The organism is Geodermatophilus sp. CPCC 205506 (assembly GCF_051383635.1).
GTDB lineage: Bacteria > Actinomycetota > Actinomycetes > Mycobacteriales > Geodermatophilaceae > Geodermatophilus.
This window is the reverse complement of sequence record NZ_JALPKP010000031.1, coordinates 1-15,568: the sequence shown is the minus strand read 5'-3', so window position 1 is coordinate 15,568 and position 15,568 is coordinate 1. Positions and strand designations below refer to the sequence as shown.

General features: G+C 74.4%; 15 protein-coding genes and 1 pseudogene. 10 read left to right on the top strand and 6 right to left on the bottom strand.

Translation table 11 applies throughout. The features are described from left to right. Nucleotides 1-5 precede the first annotated feature (5 nt). Complete coding sequence (locus MY520_RS17560; protein WP_436693847.1) at nucleotides 6-1,202, top strand: SPFH domain-containing protein; 1,197 nt, start codon at nucleotides 6-8, stop codon at nucleotides 1,200-1,202. 115 nt (nucleotides 1,203-1,317) lie between these two features. On the opposite strand, the gene MY520_RS17555 is transcribed toward MY520_RS17560, so the two are convergent. Both MY520_RS17555 and MY520_RS17550 read right to left on the bottom strand, forming a co-directional pair. Continuing rightward, a complete protein-coding gene (locus MY520_RS17555) occupies nucleotides 1,318-2,292 on the bottom strand; it encodes a SigB/SigF/SigG family RNA polymerase sigma factor (RefSeq protein ID WP_436693846.1) in 975 nt (324 codons plus the stop codon). Continuing rightward, nucleotides 2,289-2,786, bottom strand: coding sequence for an ATP-binding protein (locus tag MY520_RS17550; protein WP_436693845.1), 498 nt, complete (start codon nucleotides 2,784-2,786; stop codon nucleotides 2,289-2,291). The genes MY520_RS17555 and MY520_RS17550 overlap by 4 nt, the downstream gene beginning before the upstream one ends. Nucleotides 2,787-3,026: 240 nt before the next feature. Here MY520_RS17550 and MY520_RS17545 point away from each other — a divergent pair, with 240 nt between their 5' ends. Both MY520_RS17545 and MY520_RS17540 read left to right on the top strand, forming a co-directional pair. Next, the gene (locus MY520_RS17545) at nucleotides 3,027-4,877 is read left to right on the top strand and encodes a SpoIIE family protein phosphatase (protein ID WP_436693844.1); all 1,851 of its coding nucleotides are present in this window, start codon (nucleotides 3,027-3,029) and stop codon (nucleotides 4,875-4,877) included. 59 nt (nucleotides 4,878-4,936) lie between these two features. Next, on the top strand, nucleotides 4,937-5,959 hold the full coding sequence (locus MY520_RS17540; RefSeq protein ID WP_436693843.1) for a DNA topoisomerase IB: 1,023 nt from the start codon (nucleotides 4,937-4,939) through the stop codon (nucleotides 5,957-5,959). A 76-nt stretch (nucleotides 5,960-6,035) separates the two neighbouring features. On the opposite strand, the gene MY520_RS17535 is transcribed toward MY520_RS17540, so the two are convergent. After that, entirely contained in the window at nucleotides 6,036-6,434 is a 399-nt protein-coding gene (locus MY520_RS17535; protein ID WP_436693842.1) for an STAS domain-containing protein, read from the bottom strand. A 237-nt stretch (nucleotides 6,435-6,671) separates the two neighbouring features. After that, nucleotides 6,672-7,082, bottom strand: coding sequence for a hypothetical protein (locus MY520_RS17530; RefSeq protein WP_436693841.1), 411 nt, complete (start codon nucleotides 7,080-7,082; stop codon nucleotides 6,672-6,674). Between the two features lie 168 nt (nucleotides 7,083-7,250). On the opposite strand from MY520_RS17530, the gene MY520_RS17525 reads away from it, so the two are divergent. The 5 genes from MY520_RS17525 to purU all read left to right on the top strand — a co-directional run bounded on the left by MY520_RS17525 (nucleotide 7,251) and on the right by purU (nucleotide 12,310). Beyond that, entirely contained in the window at nucleotides 7,251-7,826 is a 576-nt protein-coding gene (locus MY520_RS17525) for a DUF1360 domain-containing protein (protein ID WP_436693840.1), read from the top strand. Nucleotides 7,827-7,952: 126 nt separating this feature from the next. After that, nucleotides 7,953-8,942 (top strand): Ku protein, encoded by a 990-nt coding sequence (locus MY520_RS17520; RefSeq protein WP_436693839.1) that lies wholly within the window; start codon nucleotides 7,953-7,955, stop codon nucleotides 8,940-8,942. Between the two features lies 1 nt (nucleotide 8,943). Then, complete coding sequence (gene ligD, locus MY520_RS17515) at nucleotides 8,944-10,407, top strand: non-homologous end-joining DNA ligase (protein WP_436693838.1); 1,464 nt, start codon at nucleotides 8,944-8,946, stop codon at nucleotides 10,405-10,407. A 7-nt stretch (nucleotides 10,408-10,414) separates the two neighbouring features. Then, nucleotides 10,415-11,335, top strand: coding sequence for a non-homologous end-joining DNA ligase (ligD, locus tag MY520_RS17510; protein WP_436693837.1), 921 nt, complete (start codon nucleotides 10,415-10,417; stop codon nucleotides 11,333-11,335). Between the two features lie 78 nt (nucleotides 11,336-11,413). After that, on the top strand, nucleotides 11,414-12,310 hold the full coding sequence (gene purU, locus MY520_RS17505; RefSeq protein WP_436693836.1) for a formyltetrahydrofolate deformylase: 897 nt from the start codon (nucleotides 11,414-11,416) through the stop codon (nucleotides 12,308-12,310). 57 nt (nucleotides 12,311-12,367) lie between these two features. Here the strand turns inward: purU and MY520_RS17500 are convergent, their stop codons facing one another. Continuing rightward, nucleotides 12,368-13,324, bottom strand: coding sequence for a proteasome assembly chaperone family protein (locus MY520_RS17500; RefSeq protein ID WP_436693835.1), 957 nt, complete (start codon nucleotides 13,322-13,324; stop codon nucleotides 12,368-12,370). A gap of 83 nt (nucleotides 13,325-13,407) precedes the next feature. Further along, nucleotides 13,408-14,634, bottom strand: a complete 1,227-nt coding sequence (locus MY520_RS17495) for an AI-2E family transporter (RefSeq protein ID WP_436693834.1) — start codon at nucleotides 14,632-14,634, stop codon at nucleotides 13,408-13,410. A gap of 165 nt (nucleotides 14,635-14,799) precedes the next feature. On the opposite strand from MY520_RS17495, the gene MY520_RS17490 reads away from it, so the two are divergent. Together MY520_RS17490 and MY520_RS17485 are read left to right on the top strand one after the other, a co-directional pair. Continuing rightward, entirely contained in the window at nucleotides 14,800-15,267 is a 468-nt protein-coding gene (locus tag MY520_RS17490; protein WP_436693833.1) for a PPOX class F420-dependent oxidoreductase, read from the top strand. Nucleotides 15,268-15,306: 39 nt separating this feature from the next. Next, a pseudogene (locus MY520_RS17485) lies at nucleotides 15,307-15,568 on the top strand (hypothetical protein); the annotation flags it as partial.

The following is a 15,568-nucleotide window of genomic DNA, read 5'->3' as shown; positions in this document are numbered from 1 at the left end:
TTCCCGTGACGCCTGCACTGATCGCCCTGATCGTGATCGCCCTGCTGGTGATCGTCGTCGTCGCGAAGAGCGTGACGATCGTTCCGCAGGCGCAGGCCAAGGTGGTCGAGCGGCTCGGCCGGTACAGCCGCACGCTCTCGCCGGGGCTGTCCATCCTGGTGCCCTTCATCGACCGGGTGCGGGCCACGATCGACCTGCGCGAGCAGGTGGTCTCCTTCCCGCCGCAGCCGGTCATCACCGCGGACAACCTGCAGGTGGGCATCGACACCGTCGTCTACTTCCAGGTGACCGACCCGCGGCTGGCCGTCTACGGCATCGCGAACTACATCACCGGCATGGAGCAGCTGACCACCACGACGCTGCGCAACGTGGTCGGTGGGCTGAACCTCGAGGGGGCGCTGACCGGCCGGGACGGCATCAACAGCCAGCTCCGCGAGGTCCTCGACGGCACCACCGGGCCCTGGGGCCTGCGGGTGGCACGGGTGGAGATCAAGGCGATCGACCCGCCACACTCGATCCAGGACTCGATGGAGAAGCAGATGCGCGCCGACCGCGACAAGCGCGCCGTGATCCTCACCGCCGAGGGGCACCGGCAGGCGGCGATCACCTCCGCGGAGGGGGAGAAGGCCTCGGCGATCTTGTCGGCGGAGGGCCGCAAGCAGGCGGCGATCCTCGAGGCCGAGGCCGAGCGGCAGAGCCGGATCCTGCGCGCCGAGGGGGAGCGGGCGGCGCTGTTCCTCCAGGCCCAGGGGCAGGCGAAGTCGATCGAGACGGTGTTCCAGGCCATCCACGACGGCAAGCCCGACCAGGGCCTGCTGGCCTACCAGTACCTGCAGACGCTGCCGCAGATCGCGCAGGGCGACGCCAACAAGATGTGGATCGTCCCCAGCGAGTTCAGCAAGGCCCTCGAGGGCCTGGCCAACCTCGGCGGCGCCGAGGGCGGGCGCTCCTGGATGGACGTCGGGTCGTCCGGCAACGGCACGTCGGCGCCGAGGAGCGGCGGGCTGGACACCAGCGACTGGTTCGAGTCGCAGCTGCCGCCGGCCGCCGAACAGCCGGAGGCGCGGATCGAGCTGTCGAGCATCGTCCAGGAGACCGCGCCCGCACCGCCCTCCCTGGCGCAGGCCACGCAGGAGGCCCGGGAGCTCGGGAACGTGGAGCTGGCGCCGCCGGATCCGAGCCAGCCGCCGCCGCAGGGCTGATCACGGGGCGCGGCGGGACCGTCGGGCCCCACCCAGCCTGAGATGCGGCAGTGGGAGCTCTTCCCGCGTTCTCCGGCGCAGAACGTGGGAAGAGCTCCCGACACCCGGGTGCGGCTCAGTCCTTGAGCAGGCCCTCGCGCAGCTTGGCCAGGGTCTGGCTGAGCAGCCGGGACACGTGCATCTGCGAGATGCCGATGTCGGCCGCGATCTGCGACTGGGTCATGTTGCCGAAGAACCGCAGGATGAGGATGCGGCGCTCGCGGGCCGGGATGGTGGCCAGCAGCGGCTGGAGCGACTCGCGGTACTCCACGCCCTCCAGCGCGGCGTCCTCCTCGCCCAGCGTGGCGGCGAGGGTGGGGGAGTCGTCCTCGCCGCTGAGCCGCTCGTCCAGCGAGCTCGACCGGTAGGCGTTGGCCACGGCCAGCCCCTCGAGGACCTCCGCGCGCGGGATGCCGAGGTGCTCGGCCAGCTCGGACGGCGTGGGCGCCCGGCCGTTCTTCTGCGCCAGCTCACCGACGGCCGCGTTGAGCGACAGGTGCAGCTCCTGCAGCCGGCGCGGCACCCGCACCGACCAGCCCTGGTCGCGGAAGTGCCGCTTGATCTCGCCGGTGATCGTCGGGACCGCGAAGGAGAGGAACTCCACGCCGCGCGTCGGGTCGAACCGGTCGATGGCGGCGATCAGGCCGAGCGTGCCCACCTGGAGCAGGTCGTCGAACGGCTCGCCGCGGTTGCTGAACCGGCGGGCGAAGTGCCGCACCAGCGGCAGGTGCTCCTCCACCAGGATCTCCCGCAGCCGCTCGCGGCGCGGGTCGCCCTTCTCCAGGGTCGCGAGCTCCGCGAACAGCGGCGCGGTGCGCTCGGCGCGGCGGCGGTTGTCCGAGACCGGGGCGACGTCGGGTTCGGTCGCCGGCTCCGGCTCGGCGTCCGGCTCGGTCAGGGCCTCCGTCGCCGGGACGGTCTCGCTGCGGGGGTCGGGTACGAGCACGGGAGCGTCCTCGGGCGCGACCTCCTCCGTCCCCGCCGGGGACTCGTCGTCGCGCAGGGTGTCCTCCTCCACGGTCGGCGGCTTGGCGGCTGCCCCCCGCGTCACCGTGCGACCGAGACGTTCTGGCCCGTGCCACCGAGCAGCTGCTCCGGGTTGTGACCCGGGAGGAACTTGTCCATGGAGATGACGGCGACCGCGGCGCCGCTGCCGTCACCGGCCGGGACGGTCGCCTGGCTCGCCGGGCCGGCGTCCACCCGGTCCACCAGGGTGTGCAGCACCGCCCAGCCGAAGCCGTCGCGGGGGACGTCGGTGCCCTCGGCGGTCGGCACCCAGGCGTCGATGTGCAGGCCCGATCGCCGCGTCTCGAAGACGACCGTCAGCCGGCGGTCGCCGGAGACGATCGCGGCGAGCGTCGCGCACGCCTCGTCGACGGCCAGCCGCAGGTCCTCGACCGCGTCGAGGTCGTAGTCCATCCGCATCGCCAGGTCACCGGCCATGGCCCGCACCGCGGGCAGCTGGCTCGGGGTGGTGGGCACCCGCAGTTCCAGTCGCTCGGCGCGCCGCCCGTCGTGCGCGAGGGCACCCCTCGAGTCCACCATCCGTCGTCCGCTCCTCGTTCGTCAGCGTTCCGCTCTGCAGAGCCACGGCCCCGCGCCGGTGGTCCGGCCGCGGCGGCTCGCCCCCATAGTGCCCGAATGCCGCCCGCACCCGGCGGATGCTCGGGTCGGGCGGCGCCCCGAAGAGCAGTTCTACCCGGTACGAGGGGGCGGCAAACGCCGGTCCCCGGCACCGGTGAGCGCGGTTGCCGCCCCCCTTGCCCTGCGGTTTCCTGGCCGCAGATGAACGCCAGCCAGCCGAGCCCGACGCCGGGCGCGCGTCCCGTGGGGGGCGCGGGCCACGACGTGCTCGTCGCGGCCATGGAGGACGCGGCGGCGGCGATCTACTGCCTGGCCGGCCCGGCGATGGAGCCCGTCTGGGCCAACGCCCGGGCCCGCGCGCTGGGCACCTCGCGCGCCGACCTGCCGTCGGTCGACGGCCGCTCGGTCGCCGACCTCGTCGACGTGGTGGCGCGCACCGGCCGCCCCGAGACCCTGCGCGGGCCCCTGGGGTCGGACGGGACCGCGGCAACGGCGGTGCTCCAGCCGTTGCGGGTGGAGGGGGAACCCGGCGTGCTGCTGGTCCTGGAGGCCGGCACCGGCACCGGCACCGACGCCTGGCCCGAGGCGCGCGGGGACGTCGTCGACCAGGTGCAGCACTCGCTCCTGCCCCCGTCGCTGCCGCTGCTCCCCGAGCTCCGGCTGTCGGGCAGCTACCACCGGGCCAGCTCCGTGGGCGCCGCCGGTGGGGACTGGTTCGACGCCGTCCCGCTGGGACGGGGCAGGCTCGCGCTGGTCATCGGTGACGCCGTCGGCCACGGCGTGCCCGCCGCGGGCGCGATGAGCCGGCTGCGGGGCGCGATGCGCTCGGTCGCGCTGCGCGACCCGTCCCCGGCCGCCGTCGTCGCCGCGCTGGACGCCTTCGCCGCCCAGATGGAGGACGTCGAGGGCGCCTCGGTGTTCTACGCGGTGCTCGAGGCGGCCACCGGCCGACTGACCTACGCCGCGGCCGGGCACCCGCCGCCGCTGCTGGTCGCGGCCGACGGCAGCTCGTCCTTCCTGCCGGTCACCCCCCGCCCGCCGCTGGGCAGCCTGCCCGGCAGCCCGACCGTCGTCTCCTCGGCGGAGCTGGCGCCCGGGGCGACGCTCGTCCTCTACTCCGACGGCGCGGTGTCGGCGTCGGGTCCGCCGCCGGCCCAGGGGCTCAGCCGGCTGGCCGACGTGGCCCGCCGCGCGGTCACCGGCCCCGGCTCGATCGTCCCTGAGGGAGCCGGCGGGCTGGCCGCGGCCGTCGCCGAGGGGCTGCTCGGCCCCCGGGAGCACCCGGACGACCTCGCCGTCCTGGTGGCGCACCGGCTGGCCGAGCGGCACGAGCCGCTGACGATGGACCTGCTCGCCGTCCCGGCCTCGCTACCGGCGGTGCGCCGCCGGCTGTCGGCCTGGCTGGTCGGGCTGGGGATGGGGGAGCAGGACCGGGTCGGGGTGATGGTCGCGGTCGGAGAGGCCTGCGCGAACTCCGCCGAGCACGCCTACCGCGGCACCGAGCCCGGCCGGATGCACGTGACGGCCGCGGTCGACGTCGACGGCGTGCTCACGGTCACCGTGCGGGACGAGGGGAGCTGGCGACCGCCGGACCGCGACCCGGGCAACCGCGGCCGCGGATTGCTGATCATGCGGCAGCTCGTGGACGGCGTCGTGCTGCAGGGCGAGCACGGCACCACCGTCACCCTCAGCATGCGGCTGCGGAGCAGCGAGGAGATCGAGGAGCGGCACGCCGGCACCAGCGCCACCGAGGTGGCGGTCGACCGGGCCGGCGAGCGGCCGGTGGTGCGGGTCTCCGGCGCGGTGGACCTGGTCGGCGCCGAGCAGCTGCGGATCCGGCTGCTGGAGGCCAGCCACGGCGGCACCGGGCAGGTGGAGCTGGACCTCGCCGGGGTCACCCTGTTCAGCAGCGCGGCGGTGCGGGTGGTCCTGGCGGTCGCGCGGATCGCCGGCGACGAGGGCTGGCGGCTGGTGGTGCACGCCCCCGAAGGCGGCGTGACGCGGCACATCCTCGTGATCAGCGGGCTGGCGGGCCTGGTCGAGATGCGCTGACGGGTGATCCCGCCGGCCGATGCGGTTTGGGGAACGGCTCCGGTGCCCATTCCCGGGGCGTGAGACTCCGCCGCAGCGACGTGCACGGCCCCGGGTGGCGACGCCGGCGCGCCGGCCGCGGTTTCGCCTACTACGACACCGACGGCTCGCTGATCAAGGACGACCGGCTCGACCGCGTCCGGGCGCTGGCCATCCCCCCGGCGTGGAAGGACGTCTGGATCTGCCCCTGGCCGCACGGGCACATCCAGGCCACCGGGGTCGACGCCGCGGGACGGCGGCAGTACCGCTACCACGACGCCTGGCGGGCCCGGCGGGACGCCGAGAAGCACGAGCGGGTGCTGGAGATCGCCCACCAGCTGCCCGACGTCCGCGAGGCCGTGGTCGAGGCGGTCACCGGCTCGGGGCTGACCCGGGATCGGGTGCTGGCCGCCGCCGTCCGGCTGCTGGACCTCGGCGCCTTCCGCGTCGGCAGCGAGCAGTACGCCGAGGACAACGGGACCTACGGCCTGGCGACGCTGCGGAGGGAGCACGTGCGGGTGCGCGGTGAGCGGGTGTTCTTCTCCTACACCGCCAAGGGCGGCATCGAGCGCGAGCTGGAGCTCACCGACCGGCCGACCGCCGACGTCGTCCGGGAGCTGCTCAAGCGGCCCGGCGACACCGGTGAGGAGCTGCTCGGCTACTGGGTGGGCGACCCGACGGGGTCCGGACGGGTGTGGCACGACGTCACCAGCGGTGAGATCAACGCCTACCTCAAGGAGATCAGCGACGCGGAGATCACCGCGAAGGACTTCCGCACCTGGAACGCCACGGTGCTGATGGCCGCCACGCTGGCCGAGGCGCCGCAGCCGACCACCAAGACCGCCCGCAAGCGGGTCGTGAAGCAGGCCTACGAGCGGGTCTCGGAGACCCTCGGCAACACCCCGGCGGTGTGCAAGGCCAGCTACGTCGACCCCCGGGTCGTCGACCGCTTCGACGCCGGCGAGACGATCGCGCCGGCGCTGCAGGAGGCGGCCTCGGCCCCGGACGACCGGACCGCGCAGAAGGTGCTGGAGCAGGCCGTCTGCCGGATGCTCACCAGCTGACCGGGCAGACGCGACGAGGCCCCGCCGGAGCGGGGCCTCGTCGTGATCGGGATCCCGGGCCGGCGCCCGGGGACGGTCAGCGGGCGCTGCCGTCCACGATCGTGAACAGGTCGATCAGGCCGGTGACCTCGAGCGGCCGGGTGACGGCGCGCGTGGTGGCGATCAGGCGCAGGTCGACCTCGCGCGAGCGGGCGGCCTTCTGGGTCTCGACCAGGACGGCCAGCCCGGCGGAGCCGAGGAACTGGACGCCGGAGAGGTCGATGACGAGGCTCTTCGGCTGCTGCTCGAGCTGGTTGTCGAGCGAGGACCGGAGCACGGGGGCGGTGAACGTGTCCACTTCGCCGACGACCGTCACCGTGATCGCCCCGTCCTCACCGGTGGAGGTCGAGAGCGTGATCACGTCGTCGAAGGGTGCCTCCGTGCCCTCGGTCGACACGTCGTGCTGCCCTTCGGCAGGCAGGTCGGATGTGGTCACGGGCTGAGCTCCTCTCAACGGCAGTGCCCGGCGGCACGACCGCCCGGTCAATCTACCGCTGCGCGGCCCCCCGGTGTCGTGGCCCCCGGACACGTTCGTCTGCGGACGTGTCCGTCCGGGCGTGGTGCGACCCGGTCGGCCGCGGCTGCATGCTCAACCGCCGTCCCACGGTAGGTCAACGATCGGGGAACTCGCCAACCGACTCCGCCGACCGGGGGACCGCGGTCGAGCAGGGGCTCAGTCGATCGTGTGGACGGCGGCCTCCTCGGGCCCCTCGCCGCCGGCCGGCCGGTCGCCGGTGGCCTCGACGTCGTCGGCGGTCCGGTTGGTGCCCGAGTCCGACTCCGGCGTCGTCGAGGTGTCCTGCTCGAGTTGCATCGAGGCGCGCTGGGGGTCCTCGGCGGCCCGGACGCCGGGCTGCACGTCGGGGACCTCGCGGTCGAGGCGACCGGAGAGCGACTCACCCTGCGACTGCTCGAAGGCCGTGGTGCCGAAGTCGACGCTGGCGCCGGGGTCGTCGCCGGGCACGGGGGCGAACTGCGGGTCCTCCGCGGTGGCCTGCGTGGGGGAGTCGTCCTGCGAGGTCTCCGGGATGCCCTCGTCCTCGGGGAAGACGTCGCGGGCGGTCTGGCCCTCCGGCTGCGTCATGGGGTGCCTCCTCCTGCGCGGTGGGTCCGCGCGCTCTCGTGCGGCCGGGGGACCGGCCGGGGCTGCCCTCCGCCTACCCGCCGCTCCGGCCGCCATGCGTGAGCCGGCTCGCACGGCGGACCGGACCCGTTCCGCATGGCTCTCCCGGGCCGGGGGTAGCGCGGGTGCATGGCGATCGCAGACGAGCTGCAGCGGATCGGTGCCCCGGTCCGCCGCTGGGCCCGCACCCAGAAGGACGAGTACTCGCGGGGCGAGCCGCGCCCGCTCGGCGGGGACCTCGGCGCGATGGGGGTGTACCTGGGCCTGGTGGCGACCGGTGTCGCCGCCGTCCGCGCCGCCGGACGGGAGCTGCCGGACCGGATCCCGCCGGGGGACGTCGCGCTGCTCGCGGTCGCCACCTTCCGGCTGGCCCGCCGGATCGCGAAGGACCCGGTGACCAGCCCGCTGCGGGCGCCCTTCACCTCGTTCCAGGGGCCCTCGGGGCACGCCGAGGTCGCCGAGGAGGTGCGCGAGCACGGCGGCGTCAAGCACGCGGTGGGCGAGCTGCTCACCTGCCCGTTCTGCCTGGCCCAGTGGGTGGCCACCGGCCTGGTGTTCGGCTACGCCACCCAGCCGCGGGCCACCCGGCTGGTGGCGCTCACCATGACGCTGGTCGCCGGCTCCGACATCCTCCAGTTCGTCTACGACGCGATCCAGAACGGCGCGCTCGCGCCCAGTGAGGACGAGGCCGAGGGCGTGCGCTAGATCGCTCGTCCGGAGGAGGAGGGGGTCGCTCGACCTGCCGCCGGGCGCGTCGCGGACCTATCCTGCGATCTTGACCGGCAGGCCTTCCCCGCCCGCGGTCGTCACGGGCGTCGGGAGGAGCGGACCATGCGGTCGATCTGGCGCGGGGCGGTGTCCTTCGGCCTGGTCAGCATCGGGGTGAAGCTGTACACGGCCACCGAGGACCACGACATCCGGTTCAACCAGGTGCACGTCACCGACGGCGGCCGGATCAAGTACAAGCGGGTCTGCTCGATCGACGGCGAGGAGGTCGAGTACTCCGAGATCGCGAAGGGCTACGAGCTCCCCGACGGGCAGCTGGTGGTCCTCACCGACGAGGACTTCGAGGAGCTGCCGCTGACCACCCGGCGGGAGATCGACGTCCTCCAGTTCGTCGACCAGGACGAGATCGACCCCATCCACTTCGAGAAGACCTACTTCCTCGAGCCCGACGCCTCCGCCGTCCGCCCCTACGTGCTGCTGCGCGACGCGCTGGAGAACGCGGGCCAGGTGGCGATAACCAAGATCGCCATCCGGCAGCGGGAGTCGCTGGCCGCGCTGCGGGTGCGCGAGGGCGTCATGGTGCTGCACACCATGCGCTGGCCCGACGAGATCCGCCGTCCCGACTTCGCCTTCCTCGACGAGGACGTCGCGGTCCGGCCGCAGGAGCTGCAGATGGCCGAGGCGCTGATCGGTTCGATGACCGGCGACTTCGACCCGGCCGACTTCACCGACGACTACCGCGAGGCGATGACCGCCCTGCTGGAGGCCAAGCAGACCGGCGGCGAGGTGCAGCCGCTGCCGGAGACCGCCGACTCCGGCGCCGCCGTCGTCGACCTGATGAGCGCCCTGCGCCGCAGCGTGGAGGCCGCCCGCGGCGGGCCGGCCGCCGAGGAGGAGCCGCCGGCCAAGCGGGCGCCGGCGAAGAAGGCGGCCGCGAAGAAGGCACCGGCGCGCCGGGCCGCGGCGGCCGAGGACGAGCCGGAGGAGGCCCCGGCCCGCACGACGGCCCGCAAGACGACGGCGAAGAAGGCCACCGCCGCGAAGAAGGCGACCGCCGACAAGCAGCCGGCCAAGCGCGCCCGCCGCACCGCCTGAGGTGCCGGGCCGGGGACGGCGGGGCGACCCGCTCGCGGAGTACCGCGCCAAGCGGGACCCCGCCCGCACCGCCGAACCCGTCCCGCCGGCCGGCCGGCCGCTGCCCGCGGGCACCGGCGACACCTTCGTCGTCCAGGAGCACCACACGCCCCGGGGGACCGGGGACCGGGTGCACTGGGACGTCCGCTTGGAACGGGACGGCGTCCTGAAGAGCTGGGCGGTCCCCAAGGGGCCGCCCACCGTGCCGGGGCCGGGCCGGCTGGCCGTCCCGACCGAGGACCACCCAATGGAGTACGCCGCGTTCGAGGGCGCCATCGCCGCCGGCGAGTACGGCGGCGGCGAGGTGCGCATCTGGGACGCCGGCCGGTACGCCACCGAGAAGTGGGCCGACGACCACGTCACCGTCGTCTTCGACGGCCGGCGGCTGCGCGGCCGCTACGTGTTTTTCCGGCTGGCCGACGGCACCTGGAACCTGCGCCGGCTCGACCCCGCCCCGCCGCCGCCCCCGGTCGAGGTGCCCGCCCCCATGCTCGCGACCGCCGGGGAGCTGCCGCCCTCCGCGCAGGACGCGCAGTGGGGCTACGAGTTCAAGTGGGACGGCGTCCGGGCGATCGCCGTGGTGCAGGCGGGCACGCTCACCCTCTGGGCGCGCAGCGGCACGGACATCACCGTCCGCTACCCCGAGCTGGCCCGGCTGCCGGTGCAGCTGGCCGGGCACGACGCCGTCCTCGACGGTGAGGTCGTGGCGATGGACGACCGGGGCCGGCCCGACTTCGGTGCCCTGCAGGGCCGGATGCACCGCACCGGGCCCGAGGTGCACCGGATGGCCGCGGCCGCGCCGGTCACCTACCTCGTCTTCGACCTGCTCGCGCTCGACGGCGCGGAGCTGCGGGACCTGCCCTACGCCCGGCGACGGGAGCGCCTCGACGCCCTCGGCATCGGCGGCGAGCGCTGGGTGGCCACCCCGTGGTTCCGCGGCGACGGCGCCGCGGTGCTCGAGGCCAGCCGGGACAACGGGCTGGAGGGCATCGTCGCCAAGCGGCTGGACTCGCCCTACCGCCCCGGCTCGCGCGGACCGGACTGGCGCAAGGTGAAGAACGTCCGCACCCAGGCGGTCGTCGTCGGTGGCTGGCGGCCGGGGCAGGGCCGCCGCGCCGGGGGAGTGGGCTCGCTGCTGGTCGGCCTGCACGACGACACCGGCCGGTTCGTGTTCGCCGGGCACGTCGGCACCGGCTTCACCGCGCAGGCCCTGCGCGACCTCGAGCAGCTGTTCGTCCCGCGCGCGACCAACCCCTTCGAGGGCGCCCTGCCGCGCGAGGTGACCCGCGACGCGCGCTGGGTGGAGCCCGAGCTGGTCGGTGAGGTGGCGTTCGCCGTCTGGACGGCGGACGGTCGGATGCGGCACCCGTCCTGGCGGGGCCTGCGCGACGACATCGCCGCCGAGGACGTGGTCGAGGAGTGGTGAGCGTCAGGTGAGCCGGCAGCTGGTGCGGGTGGACGGGCGGCAGCTGCACGTCTCCAACCTGGAGAAGGTGCTCTACCCGGAGGTGTCGTTCACCAAGGCGCAGGTCATCGACTACTACGTGCGGATCGCGCCGGTGCTGCTGCCGCACCTGTCCGGGCGGCCGGTGACGTTCACCCGATGGCCGGACGGCGTCGAGGGGCAGGCGTTCTTCGAGAAGAACAGCGCGCGGCACGCACCCGACTGGGTGCGGCGGGTGACCGTCCCGAGCCCCGGCAGCTCGCGCGGCCGGGAGACCCTCGACATGGTGATCCTGGAGACCGTCGCCGACCTGGCCTGGGCGGCCAACCTCGCCGCGCTGGAGCTGCACGTGCCGCAATGGCAGGTCGGCAGCAGGCTGCAGCCGGCGCTGCCCGACCTGCTCGTGCTCGACCTCGACCCCGGCCCGGACGCCGGCATCGTCGAGTGCTGCGAGGTCGCCGAGCGGCTGCGCGCGCGGCTCGTGGACGACGGCCTGGACCCGGTGGTGAAGACGTCGGGGTCCAAGGGGATGCAGGTGTACGCGCCGATCCGGGTGACCGACCGCGAGCACCCCAGCCGGTACGCGAAGAAGCTGGCGCAGGAGCTCGCCGCCGAGACGCCCGAGCAGGTGGTCTGGCGGATGGAGAAGGTGCTCCGCCCGGGCAAGGTGCTCATCGACTGGAGCCAGAACAACCCCGCGAAGACGACCGTCGCGCCCTACTCGATGCGGGCCCGGCCGGACGCCACGGTGTCCGCGCCGATCGGCTGGGACGAGGTCGAGGCGGTGCTCGACGGCGCCGACCCGGGGGACCTGCGCTTCCGCACCGAGGACGTGCTCGCCCGCGTCGAGGACTACGGCGACCTGTTCGACATCGCCGGCACCGAGCGCGCCGTCCTCCCACCGGCATGAGGGGCAGAAGTGGCCATTTCTGCCCCTCCGGGCGAGGTCGCTCGGGACGCCCGGGCGGGCCTGGCATCCTCGCTTCCCGTGTCCGTTGCTGAGCTGCCGTCCCTGGGTCCGCGCGACGACCGGTCGACCGACGTGGGGCGCCTCGTCGTCCGCTGCCCCGACCGGCCCGGGATCGTCGCCGTCCTGTCCCGGCTGCTGGCCGACATCGGGGCCAACATCACCGAGTCGCAGCAGCACTCCTCCGACCCGGTGGGCGGCACGTTCACGCTGCGGCTGGAGTTCTTCCTCGCCGACCTGGCCGGCCGCCGCCACCAGCTGGAGGGCGCCCTCGAGCTGCTGGGCCGCGAGTGGCAGTTCACCTGGCGGCTGACCGAGGCGGCGTACCGGCCGAAGCTGGCGGTGTTCGTCAGCAGGACCGACCACGTGCTGCAGGAGCTGCTCTACCGGGTGGGGTCGGGCGACCTGCAGGCCGAGATCGCCGCCGTCGTCTCCAACCACCCCGACCTCGAGCCGGTGGCGCGGGCGCACGGCGTGCCGTTCCACCACGTGCCGGTCACTCCCGAGACCAAGGCCGAGGCCGAGGCCCGGGCGCTGGAGCTCATGGGGGACGTCGACCTGGTCGTGCTGGCCCGGTACATGCAGATCGTGTCGGCCGAGTTCTGCGCCCGGTTCCCGGAGCGGCTGATCAACATCCACCACAGCTTCCTGCCGGCGTTCGTCGGCGCGAACCCGTACCAGGCGGCGCACGACCGCGGCGTGAAGCTGATCGGGGCGACCGCGCACTACGTGACGCCGGAGCTCGACGCCGGGCCGATCATCGAGCAGGAGGTGGCCCGCGTGGACCACCGCGCCACCGTCGAGGACATGCGCCGCATCGGCCGCTACGTCGAGCGCCAGGTGCTCGCGCAGGCGGTGACCTGGCACGTCGAGGACCGCGTCATCGTGGAGGGCCCGCGGACCATCGTCTTCGCCTGAACGGACTCTCCGCGCCGAGCGGCCGGAGGGGCAGAAATGGCCATTTCTGCCCCTGGGTCACTCCCCGCGGCGGCGCTTGCGGTCCTGGTCGGCGAGGAACCGCTCGAACTCCGCGCCGATCTCGTCGCCGCTGGGCACCTCGCCGACGTCGCTGAGCAGGTCGTTGCCCTCGCGCGCGGCGGCGAACTGGTCGTACTGCTGCTCCAGGGCCGCCACGACCGCGGTGTTCTCCGGCGAGCGGCCGATCTGCTCGTCGACTTCGGTGCGGTGCGCCTCGGCCGCCTCCCGCATCGCCTCGGTCGGCAGGTGCAGCCCGGTCAGCTGCGAGACGTGCTCGAGCAGGGTGAGGGACGCCGCCGGGAAGGTGGTCTGCGCCAGGTAGTGCGGCACGTGCGCGGCGACGCCGAGCGCATCGACCCCGGCCTCACCCAGCCGCAGCTCCAGGAGCGCCGCGACACTGCCGGGGATGCGCAGCTCGCCCCAGTAGACGGGGTAGGACTCGATGAGCTGCCGGCGGGTGGCGTGCGCGGTCACCGTCACCGGCCGGGTGTGCGGCACAGGCATCGGGATCGCCTGCAGCGCCACCACCGAGGTGACGCCGAGCCGCTCGACCAGCCGGCCGACGGCGGCCACGAACCGCTCCCACGCGAAGTCCGGCTCGGCGCCGTGCAGCAGCAGGAACGGCTCGCCGGCGTCGTCCTCCACGGCGTAGACCGCGATCTCCGGCGGGGTGAAGCCCTCGTAGTGGTCGGCGTTGAACGTCATCCGGGGCCGGTGGGCCCGGTAGTCGACCAGGGCGTCGACGTCGAACCGCGCGATCACCTGGTGCGGGAGGCTGGCCAGCAGGTGCGCGCCGGCCAGCGCGCCCGCGTGCGCGGCGTCGAACTCGCCGGCCAGGTCGTGGACCAGCACCAGGCCCCGGCGCTCGGCGGCGTCCCCGACCTCCGCCTCGCGGGCGAGGAACGGCTCCGCCTCGGGGAGCAGCTCGACGAGCTCCTCCGGCTGGTGCGCCACGGTGGTGCCTCCTCTGATCCGGACCTACGCCACGTCCAGCCCCCGGACGGGTGCCCGCATTCCCGCGGTCACCCGGCCGGGGCTCACTTCCCCAGACCCTCCTGGGACGGGCGGCCGGTGCCCTCGGGAGCGGGCGGCGCCACCTGCTCCCTCGTGACCTCGGCGCCGTGCACGTCGCCGGAGACCTGGGGCCGGGTGCCGTCGTCGGCCACCTCCGGCGACCGGGCGTCGAGCTGGTCGCGCGCGTACCGGTAGACGACGGCGATCAGCGCCGCGACCGGCACCCCGAGGAACGCCCCGGTGATCCCCGCGAGGCTGCCGCCGGCGGTCACCGCCAGGATCACCACCGCCGCGTGCAGGTTGAAGCCGCGGCCCTGGATGATCGGCTGCAGGACGTTGCCCTCGAGCTGCTGCACCAGCAGCACGATGCCGAAGACGATCAGCGCCACCGTGAAGCCCTCGTCGACCAGCGCGATCAGCACCGCGAATGCGCCCGCGACGAACGCACCGATGATGGGGATGAACGCGCCGAAGAAGGTCAGGACGGCCAGCGGCAGCACCAGTGGGACGTCGAGGATCCACAGCCCCAGTCCGATGAAGAAGGCGTCCACCAGGCCGACCAGCGCCTGCTGCCGGATGAACTCCGACAGCGTGTCCCACGTCTTCTGGGACAGGGCCGCCACGTGCGGCGCGGCGCGGCTGCCGGTCTGCGCGGACAGCCACGGCACCCAGCGCGGGCCGTCCTTGATGAAGAAGAAGGCCAGGAACAGGGCGAGGATCAGGTTGATCAGCCCGTTGCCGATCGCCGTGGCGCCGGTCAGCGCCGCTCCGGCGATGTTCTGGGCGTTGCTCTGCAGCGAGTTGATGGCGTTGTCGACGGCCTGGCCGATCTGGTCCTCGCCGAGGTTGAACGGCGGCCCCGCCAGCCACTCCTGCACGCGCTGGAGTCCGCTGGTCGCCTGGTCGGTGAGCTCGCCGACCTGGTCGGCGACCGAGGGCGCGATGGCGGCGATGATCCCGCCGAACAGCGCGAGGGCGGCGAGCAGGACGACGGAGGCGGCCAGTGCCGGCGGCCAGCGGTGCCGGCGCAGGAACCGGGTCGGGGGCCACAGCACGGTGGCGAACAGCAGGCCGAGCACGATCGGCAGCAGGATCACCCACAACTTGCCCAGGACCCAGAAGAGGACCCAGGCGGCCGCCGAGATCAGCAGCAGCTGGGCCGACATGATCGCCACCGCGCGGATCGCCTTCCGCATCCGCGGGCCGCGCTCGGGGGACGGCGCCGGCGCGGACGTCTCCGCGTGCGCCACCCCCTCCGGCTCCCGTCGTCCGGCGGACGTCCCGGTGGACCCCGCTGGGTCCTGCCCCGCGGAGCGGCCGGACGGGCGCAGCCTCAGTCGATCGATCACGACACAGGGATGTCCGCTGCGGGCCGGTCGGAAACGATCTTCGGGCCGTCGTCGTAGCGTCGGGGCATGCCGAAGACCGCCACCGCCGACCGGGTCGACCGCACCGCGCTCGAGGAGTTCCTCCGTCCGCGGCACCGGGCGGTCCTCGTCACCCGCCGCGCCGACGGGGGCGTGCAGCTGTCCCCGGTCACGTGCGGGCTCGACGCCGCGGGCCGGGTCGTCGTCTCCACCTACCCCCAGCGGGCCAAGGTGGCCAACGCCCGGCGGGACCCGGCCGTCTCCCTCTGCGTCCTGTCCGACGACTTCGACGGCCCCTGGGTGCAGGTCGACGGGCAGGCCGAGGTGCTCGACCTGCCCGAGGCGCTCGAGCCGCTGGTCGAGTACTTCCGGTCGATCAGCGGGGAGCACCCGGACTGGGACGAGTACCGCGCCGCGATGACCCGCCAGGGCAAGTCGCTGCTGCGCATCACGGTCGAGCGCTGGGGCCCGGTCGCGACCGGCGGCTTCCCGCCCGACGTCGCCGCGCGGATGTAGGTCCTGGCCCGGACCGGGGAAAGCTGTCAGGCTTGCCCGGTGCCGTTCGTGCTGACCGTCGCGGCCTGCGACGACGGCGCCCCCGCCCGCCGACCGGACGGGGTCGGTGTGGTCCTCGAGCAGACGGCGGACGGCGAGTGGCACGGCGCCGTGCGGGATCCGGCGGCCGTGGTCGACGTCGTCCTCGGCCTCGTGCGGGCCGCCGGCTGGTGCGTGGGCGTCGGTGCCGGGCCGCCGGCCGACGGCGCGCGGACCGGCGCGGTGGTCCTCAGCGCGCGCCGCGCGGTCGACGTGGCCCGCC